This is a genomic window from Maribacter polysaccharolyticus, assembly GCF_028882255.1.
In the GTDB taxonomy this organism is placed as follows: domain Bacteria; phylum Bacteroidota; class Bacteroidia; order Flavobacteriales; family Flavobacteriaceae; genus Maribacter_A; species Maribacter_A polysaccharolyticus.
This window is the reverse complement of the sequence record NZ_JARBUY010000005.1, coordinates 70,220-84,785: the sequence shown is the minus strand read 5'-3', so window position 1 is coordinate 84,785 and position 14,566 is coordinate 70,220. Positions and strand designations below refer to the sequence as shown.

Annotated in this window: 13 protein-coding genes; 4 read left to right on the top strand and 9 right to left on the bottom strand. The window is 41.6% G+C overall.

What is annotated here, in order from left to right:
- Positions 1–20 precede the first annotated feature (20 nt).
- The 7 genes from PHU20_RS16060 to PHU20_RS16030 all read right to left on the bottom strand — a co-directional run bounded on the left by PHU20_RS16060 (position 21) and on the right by PHU20_RS16030 (position 6,160).
- A complete protein-coding gene (locus PHU20_RS16060) occupies positions 21–536 on the bottom strand; it encodes a hypothetical protein (RefSeq protein WP_274826423.1) in 516 nt (171 codons plus the stop codon).
- A 139-nt stretch (positions 537–675) separates the two neighbouring features.
- Positions 676–1,023 (bottom strand): arsenate reductase (glutaredoxin), encoded by a 348-nt coding sequence (arsC, locus tag PHU20_RS16055; RefSeq protein WP_274826422.1) that lies wholly within the window; start codon positions 1,021–1,023, stop codon positions 676–678.
- A 19-nt stretch (positions 1,024–1,042) separates the two neighbouring features.
- Positions 1,043–1,660, bottom strand: coding sequence for an HAD family hydrolase (locus tag PHU20_RS16050; protein WP_274826421.1), 618 nt, complete (start codon positions 1,658–1,660; stop codon positions 1,043–1,045).
- Between the two features lie 17 nt (positions 1,661–1,677).
- Positions 1,678–2,776 (bottom strand): peptide chain release factor 2 gene (prfB, locus tag PHU20_RS16045; RefSeq protein WP_274826420.1). Its coding sequence is split into 2 segments (ribosomal slippage): positions 1,678–2,712 and positions 2,714–2,776, totalling 1,098 coding nucleotides; the frame shifts between segments, so codons are not numbered across the junction.
- 69 nt (positions 2,777–2,845) lie between these two features.
- Positions 2,846–3,700, bottom strand: coding sequence for a transglutaminase-like domain-containing protein (locus PHU20_RS16040; protein ID WP_274826419.1), 855 nt, complete (start codon positions 3,698–3,700; stop codon positions 2,846–2,848).
- 45 nt (positions 3,701–3,745) lie between these two features.
- Positions 3,746–4,693 carry an alpha-E domain-containing protein gene (locus PHU20_RS16035; RefSeq protein WP_274826418.1) on the bottom strand — a complete coding sequence of 316 codons (948 nt, stop codon included), beginning with the start codon at positions 4,691–4,693 and terminating at the stop codon, positions 3,746–3,748.
- Positions 4,694–4,696: 3 nt separating this feature from the next.
- Positions 4,697–6,160: a circularly permuted type 2 ATP-grasp protein gene (locus PHU20_RS16030; RefSeq protein ID WP_274826417.1), complete on the bottom strand. Its 1,464-nt coding sequence runs from the start codon at positions 6,158–6,160 to the stop codon at positions 4,697–4,699.
- A gap of 207 nt (positions 6,161–6,367) precedes the next feature.
- On the opposite strand from PHU20_RS16030, the gene PHU20_RS16025 reads away from it, so the two are divergent.
- Both PHU20_RS16025 and PHU20_RS16020 read left to right on the top strand, forming a co-directional pair.
- On the top strand, positions 6,368–8,767 hold the full coding sequence (locus PHU20_RS16025) for a zinc-dependent metalloprotease (RefSeq protein ID WP_274826416.1): 2,400 nt from the start codon (positions 6,368–6,370) through the stop codon (positions 8,765–8,767).
- A gap of 52 nt (positions 8,768–8,819) precedes the next feature.
- Entirely contained in the window at positions 8,820–9,842 is a 1,023-nt protein-coding gene (locus PHU20_RS16020; RefSeq protein WP_274826415.1) for a threonine aldolase family protein, read from the top strand.
- Here PHU20_RS16020 and PHU20_RS16015 read toward each other — a convergent pair.
- Together PHU20_RS16015 and PHU20_RS16010 are read right to left on the bottom strand one after the other, a co-directional pair.
- The gene (locus tag PHU20_RS16015) at positions 9,837–10,160 is read right to left on the bottom strand and encodes a YegP family protein (protein ID WP_274826414.1); all 324 of its coding nucleotides are present in this window, start codon (positions 10,158–10,160) and stop codon (positions 9,837–9,839) included. The two genes, PHU20_RS16020 and PHU20_RS16015, sit on opposite strands and share 6 nt — an antisense overlap.
- Positions 10,161–10,842: 682 nt before the next feature.
- A complete protein-coding gene (locus tag PHU20_RS16010) occupies positions 10,843–11,169 on the bottom strand; it encodes a YbaB/EbfC family nucleoid-associated protein (protein ID WP_274826413.1) in 327 nt (108 codons plus the stop codon).
- Positions 11,170–11,249: 80 nt separating this feature from the next.
- On the opposite strand from PHU20_RS16010, the gene PHU20_RS16005 reads away from it, so the two are divergent.
- Positions 11,250–13,370, top strand: a complete 2,121-nt coding sequence (locus PHU20_RS16005) for a S9 family peptidase (protein ID WP_274826412.1) — start codon at positions 11,250–11,252, stop codon at positions 13,368–13,370.
- Positions 13,371–13,450: 80 nt separating this feature from the next.
- Positions 13,451–14,494: a cysteate synthase gene (gene capA, locus PHU20_RS16000; protein ID WP_274826411.1), complete on the top strand. Its 1,044-nt coding sequence runs from the start codon at positions 13,451–13,453 to the stop codon at positions 14,492–14,494.
- The last annotated feature ends 72 nt before the right edge of the window (positions 14,495–14,566 follow it).

Genomic DNA, 14,566 nt, shown 5'->3' with positions numbered 1-14,566 from the left:
TTAGTTTAGTTTGTTTTGTCTTAGTTTGTGTCGTCTTGGGTTGATTTATTTTTCTTTTTCTTCTTTCTCTTTTTTTCCTTGATGGTTTTTGAGACCCCTTTTTTCTGGAGTGCTACAAAAGCCTCATATTTTTCCAACGGCAGTCCGGCTTTGAGTTCCTCCGTTTGTTCCTTCGTGATTTTCTCCATTTGCTCCCGCATCTGATCCGGCTCCAACTTCAGTATCCGCATTTCTATACGTTGCTGAACGTATTTTTTTAGGATACTGCTCAAAACAGCGGTTTCAAATTCATTCAATTCCAAGGCCAAGGCAATATCGGGCATCTCATTGTCCACAATTTCATCTGCGGTCAATGGTTCCGGTTCTTTTTGAGGTGTTTCGACCTGGGGGATCGAGCTACCTCTATTACCATAACCATACCCACCTCCATACCTTCCATAGCCATAGCCGTTGCCATAACCATATTGCGCCTGTACTTCCAATCCTGTCAATAATAGTATAAACAGAACAACAAAAAATCCGTTTTTGATTTTCATTATTTGATGTGTTAGATTATAAAAATAGTCCAAGGTTTAACCCTTGAAGGTTAAAACTTTGTTAATTCAAAAATAGTGTTTCCTCCTAAGAACGAGTAAGGTACCCTCTTAGGTTGGGGCCATAGCGGAAATGAAAAGGCTATTTTTGTAAAAGATCGAGAATTTGTTCCGTAGGTCTGCCGATAACGGCTTTACGGTCTTTAATTACGATGGGGCGTTCAATAAGTTTAGGGTGTTCGGTCATCGCCGTGATGATATCGTCCTCAGTCATATTTTTACCCTTGTAGTTTTCTTTCCATATGGCCTCGTTCGTACGAACCAATTTTTCGGCAGGTAGGTTTAAATACCCTAGTAGTTGTTTCAATTCGTCTTTAGTGGGAACATCTTCCAGATACTTGATGATTTCGAATTGTTCTCCTGAATCTTCAAGAGCCTTTAACCCTTGGCGCGATTTGGTACATCTGGGATTATGATATATTTTAATCATGAAGGTTTATTTTTTCGGGTTAGATGTTAACATTGAAAGTTTTTAATTCTTGTTGTAATTGTCCGGCGTTTTTAAAGTGGATGCCCTGAATACCCAATTTGGCCGCAGCTATGATGTTGTCATGGCTATCATCGATAAAAACAGCTTTTTCCGGTGAGATTTTATATCGGTCTAAAATGATCTCATAGATTTTAGGGTAGGGTTTTCTGGTTTTTTCATCACCGGAAACCACGATACCCTCGAAATCATTTAAAAAATCGTACCGCTCTTTAGCGATTGGGAAGGTTTCATTGCTCCAATTGGTCAATGCAAAAAGCTTATAGTTTTCCCTTTGCTTTAACCTTTTCAGGATATCGACCGTTCCCGTAATGGGTCCACCCAACATTTTGGGCCATTGATCGTAATATAGTCTTATCCACGATTCATACTCAGGGAAGTTCCGAACCAATAGCTCGGTACCCTCCTGTAAGGGTCTTCCGGCATCGTGCTCCATATTCCACTCATAGGTGCAAATCGTATTAAGGAACCAATCCACTTTTTTTTCATCCCCTTCGAAAACATCCCGATAAAGGTATTTCGGATTCCAATCTATCAAAACGCCACCAAGGTCGAAAATGATCGTATCAATTGCTTTCATTATCGTTGTTTATCGGATTATTCCTCCTCTTTTTGTCCCATCATCATTAAAAAGGCTTTTAAAAATTGATCGATGTTACCGTCCATTACGGCATCTACGTTCCCCGTTTCTTCACCGGTCCTCACATCCTTTACCAATTTATAGGGATGCATGACGTAATTCCGTATTTGTGAACCCCATTCGATCTTCATTTTAGTGGATTCGATTTCTTCCCGGGCTTCCAACTTTTTACGGAGCTCGATTTCATACAATTGGGATTTCAGCATTTTCATGGCGGTGGCCCTGTTGTCGTGTTGGGAGCGCGAATCGGAACATTGGATCTGTATTCCCGTAGGTTTATGCACCAATTGCACTTTGGTCTCTACCTTATTCACATTTTGCCCACCGGCACCACTTGATCGGGCGGTGGTTATCTCGATATCGGCAGGGTTCACTTCGATTTCAATACTATCGTCTACCAAGGGGTATACATAGACCGAGGCGAATGAGGTATGTCTTTTGGCATTACTGTCGAAAGGGGAAATGCGCACCAGTCGGTGTACTCCGTTTTCCCCTTTTAACCATCCAAAGGCAAATTCACCTTCGATTTCCAAGGTAACCGTTTTGATACCGGCAACATCCCCTTCTTGGTAATTGAGCTCTTTGACCTTGTACCCGTTTTTTTCGCTCCACATCATGTACATACGCATGAGCATGGAAGCCCAGTCACAACTTTCGGTACCTCCGGCACCTGCGGTTATCTGTAATACTGCGGTCAGTTCATCACCTTCCTCGGAAAGCATGTTCTTGAACTCTAACTTTTCGATATGATCGGTGACTTTTTCATATAAATCGGTAACCTCAGTTTCAGGTACTTCCCCTTCCTTTTGGAACTCGATCAAAACCTCTAAGTCGTCTAACAGGGTCTTGGCCGTATTGTAATCATCGACCCAATGTTTTTTGGATTGGATGAATCGCATTTGTTCCTGTGCTTTCTTGGGGTCATCCCAAAAATCAGGGGCCAGTGTTTTTTCTTCTTCGTTTTCTATCTCAATAAGTTTGGCATCTATGTCAAAGATACCTCCTTAACGCACCAAGGCGCTCAATAAGATCTTTAGATTGATCTACGGTTATCATATAATTCAGGTTTTTGCACAAAAGTAATATACTTTGGTTGTACTTACCGATGCATTTATAAAAGATTTATTACTGTTGTTGGCTCAATACTTCAACGGAGTGTGTGGTTTCGTTTTTACCCATGGAATAAACAACACCCCGTAATGGGGGACAATCTGAATAATCCTTACCATGGGCAACTTTAATATGATCGCCACTTGCGAGGATATTGTTCGTGGGGTCGAATCCCACCCAACCCATAGTAGGGATAAATGCCTCTGCCCAAGCGTGCATTTGGGTATCACCGATATAACCGTTTCCTTGATGTAAATAACCGGAAACATACCTTGCAGGGATTGAATTTCTTCTGCATAAGGCACAGAACAAATGGGCAAAATCTTGGCAAACCCCTTGTTTTAGGGCGATAATTTCTTTTAATGTGGTTTTTACATTGGTTACGGCCGGGACATATTCGAAGGAATCGAAGATCCATGTATTCAATTCCTGGAGATTCTCGAAAATGGATTTTCCGAAATTGAACACGTAGCTTGGTTCATGATCGACAGGTAAGGTTGTCAATGGTGTAAAGCGTAAAAACGGTTCGTGATCCACTTTGAAATCCAAAGTTTTTATCAGGTCATATTCCGCTACCGGCGACATATCGTTAAGTTGGTCAAAAGGGTTGACCACATGCTTTCGTACCTTAAAGGACCCCGTAAAGACAATGTTCTCGAACGCTGTTTTCGGCTGTACCCTAATGGTATTGAAACCTTGGCCATTGACCGAGTATTCGTTATAGGCATTGATCGAATTTGTAAAATCGACACTGATCAATTCTTGGGTCAGATTTTGCTCAGGAATGATCAAAAATTGCCAATGTGCATTGTTGACAGGACTTTCATAGTCGTTTTTAGCCTTATAGGTGATTTCGTATTCTTGGGACATGGTTTGAGAAATATAGAACGGCTAAAATAAGTGAATCTAAGCGAATTAATAGTTAAAAAACTCTTTTTCCATCTTGATACTCACCTGGTTCAAGCTTTCGAGTATGTTTTCTATAAACGCTTTGATATCCCCTTCGATTTCCTCAATATGTTTATATTGGTATTCGCATCTTACCTTCCCCACCAAGAAAGCCGTAGAGCTTTTATTGTAATATTTATTCGTGTCCAATAATAAAATATGATGGTATACTTGGTTTAAACTGCTCATGACCGATCTTGGACATTTCGGGTTCAAGATCAAAAACTCCAAGGTTGATATGCTTGTTGGGGTCTTTTTGTAAAAACGGCGCATCATATCATAGGATTCGGTACACTTTAAAAGCGTGGTCCATTCAAAACTTTTTCCCAACTCCTGTCCACAATCCATTTGGGCTTTTAAGGCATCATTGTATTTGGAATTGATGATTCGGGTAATTTGGGTAGCCCTTTCGATATTCATGCCCATCATGATTATCGCATACACTTCGTCATGTAATAAAGTGTCACGTATTTTTCCACGGAGTACCGAGGACATTTCGGTAATATTCGTGGTAAAGTCATAGAGTCCGTTTTTCACAAAAGTGTCGACCGGGTAATTTAGACTAAAGTGATAGAATTTGTTCAGGGATTCATAGAGCTCGGTAGAGATAAGGTCTCGGGCACTATTGGCGTTTTCCCTGGCATTTTTTATGTTGTTGAGGATTGAATGGGGAGAATCCGGATTTAAACCGATTTTATATAATACCTCTTCCTCATTGAGTATGGTATTGGGGTCTTCAATTTTTTCACCCACCAAAAAAAGCATGGAACGCAGCACAAATTGACGGGATTGTGACAAGGTGTTCGATGCATCCAAGGAAGAAAAATAATTGACGTTTAAATATCGGGCAATATGTTCGGACCTTTCGATATAACGGCCCATCCAAAATAAATTATTCGCTACTCTTGCTAGCATCCATTAGTTTTTTAATACCCAAGTGTCTTTCGAACCACCTCCTTGGGATGAGTTAACAATTAAATTTCCTTTTTTCAAGGCCACCCGGGTAAGTCCTCCTTTTAACACAAACTCCTTGTCCTTTCCTAAAACCGTAAAGGTTCTAAGGTCTATATGGCGTTGTTCAAAAGATTCACTTTGTTCGATATAGGTGGGATGTACGGAAAGCGACAATATAGGTTGGGCTACATATTTCCGGGGGGTTTCCTTTATTTGTGCTTTAACCTTTTCTATTTCGGAAGCTGTTAAAGTATTTCCGATGGAAATACCATATCCTCCCGCTTCGTCCACCGGCTTGATCACCAGTTCCTCAATATGGTCCAAAACATACTTTAATTCTTCGGGCCTGCTGCAATGGTACGTTTTCACGTTGTTCAATATGGGTTCTTCGTCAAGGTAGTATTTTATGATTTCGGGCATATAGGTATAAACGGCCTTATCATCAGCAACCCCCGTACCCGGAGCATTGGCCAAGGTAACATTGCCTTTTAGGTATGCGGCAAAAAGTCCAGGGACCCCCAAGGCCGAATCGGGTTTGAATTCCAAGGGGTCTAAAAATAGATCATCGATACGCCTATAAATGACATCAACCTTAATGGGGCCACGAATGGTCTTCATATAGACAAAATCATTTTCGACGAAGAGGTCACTGCCTTGAACCAATTCTATTCCCATTGATTTGGCCAGGTACGAATGTTCGAAAAAGGCGGAATTGTACATGCCCGGGGTAATGACGACACATACCGGATTATCTACCCCCTTTGGTTTTACAGACTCCAAAAGGTCTAGAAGGTTTTCCGCATAATCAGTAACGGTATAGGTAAGATAGTGGTTGAAAACACCAAACAAAGCTCTTTTCAAAGCGGTGCGGTTACTTATGACATAACTTACCCCCGAAGGACACCGGATATTGTCCTCAAGTACATAGAATTTACCATCGGAATGCTTGATGATATCGGTTCCCGAAATATGGTTGTAAATACCACCGGGTGGATCCAGGTCGATCATTTGATGAAGGTAATTGTTCGATGAGCTGATGAGCTCCATAGGAACGATACCTTGTTTTATTATTTTCTTTTCATGATATATATCCCATAGAAAAAGATTCAAGGCCTTGCTCCGTTGAATGGAACCCCGTTCGATAATGTCCCATTCCTTGGCATCGATTATCCTAGGGAAAAGATCGAAAGGGAATATTTTTTCCTTGGTCTCATTTTCTCCATATACCTGGAAAGTGATGCCCTGATTAAAAAAAGAGGCTTTTGCCTTGTTGTTCAGTTGTACAAAGTCTTTTACCGTATGTGACCCGAAATGATCGAACAGCTTTTGATAGACCATTTTAATAGAACCGTTTTCATCATATATCTCATCGAACAAACTGGGATTTCGGAGATAGGAGGAGAATGTACCATTTTCAATATTTGACATATACCTTAATTAGTTTAATACCTAATGTACGATTTTTAAACCTTACGGTCATATTCAATACAGATTAACCAGTGTATCGCCAGCATCTTTTGTCGGGTTGTTAAAATACCATGGATATTTTTAAGAAATCTATTTTTAAATAGGCCTTAATCTGCGGGATTTCAAGTCAAATCTTTTATCTAAATTTAGTGCTTAAAAATCAACCAAATGAGACACACCCGAATTACTTTTGTATTACTTCTGTCTGTCCTGAATATGGGATTTTCCCAGTTTGCGGCGCAAAAAAAGGATTTTAAGGAATTTAACGGCCTTTTCGATTTTTATCATGATGATACCCACGATAAAATCTTCCTTGAGGTCGAAGAACTCGAAAAAGAGTTTTTGTACGTATACTCCCTTAGTAGTGGTATAGGAAGTAATGACATAGGGTTGGACCGCGGTCAACTGGGTGATGAACAAGTGGTCTTTTTCAGGAAAGCCGGGGGTAAATTATTATTGATCCAACCCAATCTTACCTACCGGGCCTTGACCGATAATGAATTGGAACGTAAATCGGTCGAACAGGCGTTTGCCAAATCGATCCTGTATGGGTTTAAGATCGTGGAAGAAAAGAACGGTACATATATCATTGATATCACCGATTTTTTAATGCAGGATACCCACGGGGTTGCTGCCCGGTTGAAACGGACCCAGCAGGGATCCTATTCCTTGGATACTTCCAAAAGTGCTTTTGCTATGGATAGGACCAAGGCATTTCCCAAGAATATCGAATTTGATGTCACCCTTACGTTTAAAGGTGAGGCAAAAGGGGCATATATTAAATCGGTCGCACCCAACTCAAATTTGGTTACGGTGGCACAACACCATTCCTTTATAGAATTGCCCGATGATAAGTTCGAGAAAAGGGTTTTCGATCCCCGTTCGGGCTCAAATGCGTTCAGTTATTACGACTACTCCACACCGGTACAGGAACCGATAGTAAAAAGATTCATTAGCAGGCATCGGTTGCAAAAAAAAGATCCTAGTGCCGCTCTAAGTGAGGCTGTGGAACCTATTATCTATTATTTGGACAACGGTACACCGGAGCCCATTCGTTCTGCACTTTTGGAAGGGGGTAGATGGTGGAACCAAGCCTTTGAAACTATTGGATATAAAAATGCCTTTCAGTTGGTGATGTTGCCCGATGATGCCGATCCTTTGGATGTGCGTTACAATGTTATTCAATGGGTGCACCGATCTACAAGGGGGTGGAGCTACGGGAGTAGTATAAAAGACCCAAGAACGGGGGAAATCATAAAAGGTCATGTAAGTCTTGGTAGTTTACGGATTCGACAGGATTTTTTAATAGCCCAAGCTTTGATGAACAAACCTTTCGCTGAGCGCGACGATAATTACCAACCTATGTTGGATATGGCCTTGGCCCGTATTCGGCAACTTTCGGCCCATGAGATCGGGCATACCCTTGGTTTTGCCCATAATTATGCGGCCTCTACCAATGACAGGGCCTCTGTTATGGATTATCCCCATCCCCAATTTGAATTGGTCAATGATGAAATCGACTTTTCAAGGGCGTATGCCACCGGAATAGGGGAGTGGGATAAGGTGGCCGTAGCCTATTCCTATACCGATATTCCTGAAAACCGTGATGAAAGCGAGGTGCTTTCTGAAATTTTGGATGGGGCCCATCAAAGGGGATTGCGATTCATTACCGATCAGGACGCAAGACCTTCGGGAAGTGCCCATGTATTGGCGCATCTTTGGGACAATGGAAATGATGTGGAAAAAGAATTGGACGATATGTTGGAACTGCGTGCCAAGGCCATTGATAACTTTTCAATGGATAACATCAGGACCGGGGAACCCAATACGGTTTTGGAGGATGTTTTTGTGCCACTTTATTTCTTCCACAGGTATCAAACCGAAGCCGTAGCGAAGATTGTAGGGGGAATGGATTATAATTATGCGGTCAAAGGCAGTGGCCAATCGGTCGTGACCATTGCGGACAAAAAGACACAGCAAAAAGCCCTTTCGGCAATAGTCAAGACCTTGGATGCGGAATATATCGCAATTCCACGGGAAAAATTAGCACTTTTTCCACCGCGGGCTTTTGGCTATCGAAAAAGCAGGGAGTCCTTTAAAGGGAAAACCGGGGTTTCCTTTGATGCCTTATCCGCACCCGAAACCGCCGCGGATATGACTTTGAAATATCTTTTACACCCTGAAAAAGCTTCTCGATTGATCCAACAAAAGGCTTTGCAACCGAATAACCTGGGGTTGTCCGATGTGCTCGATTTCGTTGTGGGGAATACCATAGGCAAACAGTATAAGGATGCCTATATTTCGGAGGTACAATGGAGTGTTAACTATAGGGTCTTGTATCATATCATGAATCTTGCCGCCCATAATGAAGTGCATCCACAGGTAAATGCCATTGCCCATGAAATACTCAAGGCATTGGATAAGCAATTGCGTTCGATGGGCACTGTTTATGCCCTGGAAATGGTCAGACGTATTGAAGCTTTCCAAAAAGCACCTGAAAAATTTGAGTTGATCGAAGTGCCGAAGATTCCGGATGGTTCGCCCATTGGAATGGATTGTATGCACTGAAAATCCCATTAAAATATACATAGGTTTAGACTATCAATAAAAAATTAAATACGTGAATATCAATTTAATAAGTGATACGGTTACCCAACCTTCCAAGGGAATGTTGGAGGCCATGATGAATGCAGAGGTGGGTGACGATGTTTTTAAGACCGATGCCACGGTAAATGCCCTGGAAGCTAGGGTGGCAGCACTTTTCGGAATGGAAGCTGCCTTGTTTTTCCCCAGTGGTACCATGGCCAACCAAACGGCCATCAAAGTACATACCCAACCTGGGGAACAACTGATCTGCGACAAATATGCCCATGTTTATAATTATGAGGGTGGGGGCATCAGTTTCAATAGTGGGGTTTCCTGTAAATTGATCGATGGTCATCGCGGAATGATGAACGCTGGGCAGGTCGAGGCAGCCATTAATCCACCCAATTTTTATCATAGTCCGTTAACGACCTTGGTCTGTATTGAGAATACGACCAATAAAGGAGGCGGGGCCTGTTGGGATATTGAAATGTTGAAAAAGATAAAGCAGGTCTGTACCGACCATCATTTGGCCTATCATCTGGATGGAGCCCGATTGTGGAATGCATTGGTATCCAAAAATGAGACTCCTGAACAGTATGGGGAGTTGTTCGATACGATCAGTGTTTGCTTCAGTAAAGGTTTGGGCTGTCCGGTGGGCTCCGTTCTATTGGGGAGTAAAGCCATGATGGATAAGGCTTTGAGAATACGGAAGATTTTGGGAGGGGGTATGCGTCAAGCGGGTTACTTGGCAGCAGCGGCCCTTTATGCTTTAGATCACCATATCGATAGGTTGGCAGAGGACCACCAAAAGGCCATGGAAATCGGAAAGGCATTGGAGCGCTTGCCGTTCATAAAAAAAGTAGAACCTATTGAGACCAATATTATTATTTTCGAGATAGATGAAGATAAGCTATCCGAGGAGGGGTTTTTAAAGCGACTTGCTGAAAATGGTATATCCATCATAGGTATGGGGCAGGGTAAATTGAGGATGGTTACCCATATGGATTATACCGATAAGATGCATGAAGTGTTTCTGAAGGCCCTAACAAGGTTATAGTTTACCCAGTTTAAGAAGGGATTTCATATTCTTCATTAGATTTTTCATCCCGTTTTCCATACCGGCCTCGGACCTATAATTTAGGCTATGGCCAATTAATTGGCCTTGGGAATTTTTTATATCGAACCTGAAAAAACCTTCATAGTTCGTCCTACGTTCAAAACGCAGGCTATTTTTTGTGGCCTGCTTCATGGTACGTACCGTTACTTCAATATCTTCTTTTTTCGGGAACTCGACACTTTTCAATAGCGTACGGCCACTTTCGGTCTTTAATTTAAAACTGTACCTGTGGGCCCCTTTCTTTTTAATCTCCAACATGGTAAACTTTTTTCTTTTAAAATTAAGGCTTTTTATCCATTTGCTAAAGGGCTATTAGGTTAAAAGTAGTAGGAATAAGATTACAAAAAGGTGGTTTGTCGGTGAAATATGCTTTTTATCGAACGATAATGTCCGATAAAAACCAAAGCCATGTTGTATGTAGGCCATCCATTATTTTAGCACCCGGTAAGCGATAGAATACCGAACATGGCAGTTTTTGGTTGGGGAGGAAAAGTCAGGAATGGATGTCATTAGGCGTTATCCTGTACGGAAAGAGCGTATGTTTTAAGACTGAAAAAATTGGATGGAATAAAAATCACTTATAGCATAAACACTAACCTGTTTAATGGGCTTCTTGAAAAGGAAGCCCTTTATCATTCATTTGGTTTTTAAAGTGCACCTACCTTTTTTTTCTTTTGAAATCTCGGGGGTGTTGCAATAAATGGGGGCAGAGGCGCTTCTTATGTCGTATAACCGATCTATGAAAACACATATCCCTTTAAATAGACAAAATCCCATGGATTTGTTTTAAGCAATTGCTAAAAGCGAACAACTTACAGGACCCAAGCCTATTCCTTCTTTTTAAGGGTTTCGTGTTAAGGAATTTTGGATACTGTCAAAAAGCAATGGGATGCGGTCATACGGCCATTATGAACACCTTTTCAAAACACATGACAAGGGATTATTTGAATAACGAATCCATTCCCGGAATATTGGGCATTCCTTCTTTGGCAACCGCGGCAAGTTCCGATTCGTTCACCTTTGTGGCGTTTTCGATGGCCTTGTTCAATGTAAGGATCAGGTAATCTTCCAATTGTTCTTTATCCTCCAACAAGCTATCATCTATGGTAATTTCCTTTATGGCCCTATTCGCCGACATCGAAACCGATATCAATCCGTCGGCTGATTTCTCTTGGATGTAAATGGTATCCAATCTTTTTTTCGTGGCTTCTATTTTTTCTTGGGTCGCTTTGAGTTTCCCCATCATTCCCATCATATCTCCGAACATAGTATTTGTTTTAATCGTTACCGGTCAAAATTACTAAATTGGATCGATCCTACAATTTTAAGATACTGAAGCTATAAAGAATGCAAGTTTCTTTGGTAAGTGTTACTTTTGCCGTCGCTTGCCATAATGAAATGCATACGATGACGAATAAAAAGGCCCCCATTGCCAAAAAGATTAAAAAAGAGCTGTCAATCCATAATGATGTTCGAATTGATGAGTATTACTGGATGAATGACAGGGAAGACCCGGAAGTGATCGCCCATCTTAAAAAAGAGAATGCCTATTACGAAGCGTTGACCGCACACACAATGGATTTTCAAAATCAGTTGTTCGAGGAAATGAAGGGCCGTATTAAGGAAGACGATGCTTCGGTGCCTTATAAGAAAAACGGATATTGGTACGTTACCCGCTATGAGAAGGGTAAGGAATACCCTATTTACAGCCGACATAAGGACACTTTGGAGGCCCCCGAGGAAATTATGTTCGATTGTAATGAAATGGCCGATGGCCATGATTTTTTCAATCTAGGGGGAATCGCGATAAGCCCCGACAATAAACTTGCCGTTTTTGGGGTAGATACGGTATCCCGGCGACAGTATACGATTCAAATCAAGAATTTGGAAACCGGGGAGATTTATGCCGATAAAATCGAGAATACTACCGGTGGAGCGGTATGGGCGAATGACAATAAGACCATGTTCTATACCTTAAAAGACCCGGTAACACTTCGATCGGATAAGATTTACCGGCATACCTTCGGCACTAAGGTAGAAGACGATCAATTGGTCTTTCACGAAGAGGACGACACTTTTGGTACTTATGTCTATAAATCAAAATCAAAAAAATACCTGATTATCGGGAGCTATAGCACATTGACTTCGGAATTCAGGATCTTGAATGCCGATACCCCTTACGAAGATTTCAAGATCTTCTCACCAAGGGAAAGGGGTTTGGAATATTCCATAGCACATTACCAAGATTCCTTTTACATATTGACCAACAAGGATGAGGCCAGGAATTTTAAGCTGATGGTAGTAGGGGAGAAGGATACTTCATCCAAAAATTGGAAAGAATTCATTCCGCATCGTGACGATGTGCTATTGGAGGATATTGATATTTTCAAAGACTACTATGTGCTTTCCGAACGTGAAAACGGCTTGACGAATTTAAAAATCTGTCGATGGGACAAAACCGGGAGTTACTACTTACCGTTCGATAGCGAAACCTATACGGCCTATGTGAGTGCCAATCCCGAGTTCGATACCGAGATCCTGCGTTATGCCTATAACTCGATGACCACACCCAGTTCGGTTATCGATTTCAACATGCGGACGAAGGAAAAGGTCGTGATGAAAGAACAGGAAGTATTGGGGGGCAAGTTCAAAAAGGAGAATTATAGGTCAGAACGGATATGGGCCACGGCAAGGGACGGGGTCAAGATCCCGATGTCGATCGTTTATCATAAGGATACCGAACTCGGTGCACATACGCCCCTCCTTCAATATGCCTATGGTTCCTATGGTTCTACCATAGACCCTTATTTTTCGACGATTCGGTTGAGTTTGCTCGATCGTGGGTTCGTCTATGCCATCGCACATGTTCGAGGGGGGCAATATTTAGGTAGGAAATGGTATGACGACGGTAAACTTCTTAAAAAGAAAAACACCTTTACCGATTTTATCGATTGCTCTAAACACTTGATCGACAAGGGCTATACCAGTCCGGGGCATTTATATGCCATGGGGGGGTCTGCAGGTGGACTGTTAATGGGGGCGATCGTAAATATGGCCCCGGAACTTTACAATGGGGTAATCGCCGCGGTGCCCTTTGTGGATGTGGTCACGACGATGTTAGACGATTCCATTCCCCTGACTACGGGAGAATATGACGAATGGGGGAACCCCAATGAACAAAAATACTATGAGTATATGAAATCATATTCCCCTTATGATAATTGCAAACCCCAAAATTACCCAAACTTACTGGTAACTACGGGTTTACATGATTCTCAAGTGCAGTATTTCGAACCTGCGAAATGGGTCGCCAGATTAAGGGAATTGAAATCGGATACGAATTTATTATTGTTGGATATCAATATGGAAGCAGGTCATGGCGGGGCTTCAGGGCGATTCGAATCGCTTAAGGAAGTAGCTAAGGAATATGCCTTTATATTAGATTTGGAAGGAAAAATTGACCAATAATAAAAAAAAATATTAGTTTTGTACACAAATTTTGACAAATCACCCGATGATTGCCAGGATTCAAAATTTAGATTGTCTTTATGGAACATAAGATTAATGCCTACGATAGTGTCCTTGACTTAATAGGAAACACCCCCCTGATCAAACTATCAAAATCCACAGCAGATCTTCAAGGTAACTTTTATGCTAAGGTAGAGGCTTTTAATCCAGGACATTCCACCAAAGACAGAATCGCTTCTTATATCATAGATCAAGCGGAAAAGAAAGGGATATTGACAAAAGGCAGTACCATTATCGAGACGACATCCGGTAATACGGGTTTTAGCCTTGCGATGGTCAGTATCATAAAAGGATATAAATGTATTTTGGCAGTTAGTTCCAAATCTTCGAAAGATAAGATCGATATGCTTAGGACAATGGGGGCCCAGGTTTACGTGTGTCCGGCACATGTAAATGCCGATGATCCCAGGTCCTATTACGAAGTGGCCAAACGTTTGCATAAAGAAACCAAAGGTTCGGTATATATCAACCAATATTTCAATGAACTGAATATTGATGCCCATTACCAATCAACGGGTCCGGAGATATGGGAACAGACCAATGGGCACATCACCCATTTGGTGGCCTGTAGTGGTACCGGGGGAACGATTTCCGGAATTTCCAGGTTTTTAAAGGAAAAGAATTCCAATATTAAGATATTTGCGGTAGATGCTTTTGGCTCCGTACTTAAGAAGTATCACGAAACCCAGGAATTCGATCAAGATGAGATTTACCCGTATAGGATCGAAGGGCTTGGGAAAAATCTGATTCCAACATCCACCGATTTTGGGGTTATTGATGAGTTTGTCAAAGTTACGGATGAAGAAAGTGCGCATTCCGCTAGGGAATTGGCAAGGACCGAAGGTATTTTCGCGGGGTATACCAGTGGAGCGGTCATGCAAGCCCTAAAACAATATAATGCCATGGGCAAATTTGATAAGGACAGTAATGTCGTTGTCGTTTTCCCAGATCACGGTTCTCGTTATATGAGTAAAATCTATAGTGATGAATGGATGGAAAATCAAGGGTTCCTTGAATCCAACGAGGTGGAACAGGAAATACAAAATGTACAATATATAAAATAGGTTTTGGTGAAATATTGACCAAAGGAAAGCAATGATGATAGGATCGTTGCTTTTTTTGCGTGAAAATGAGTT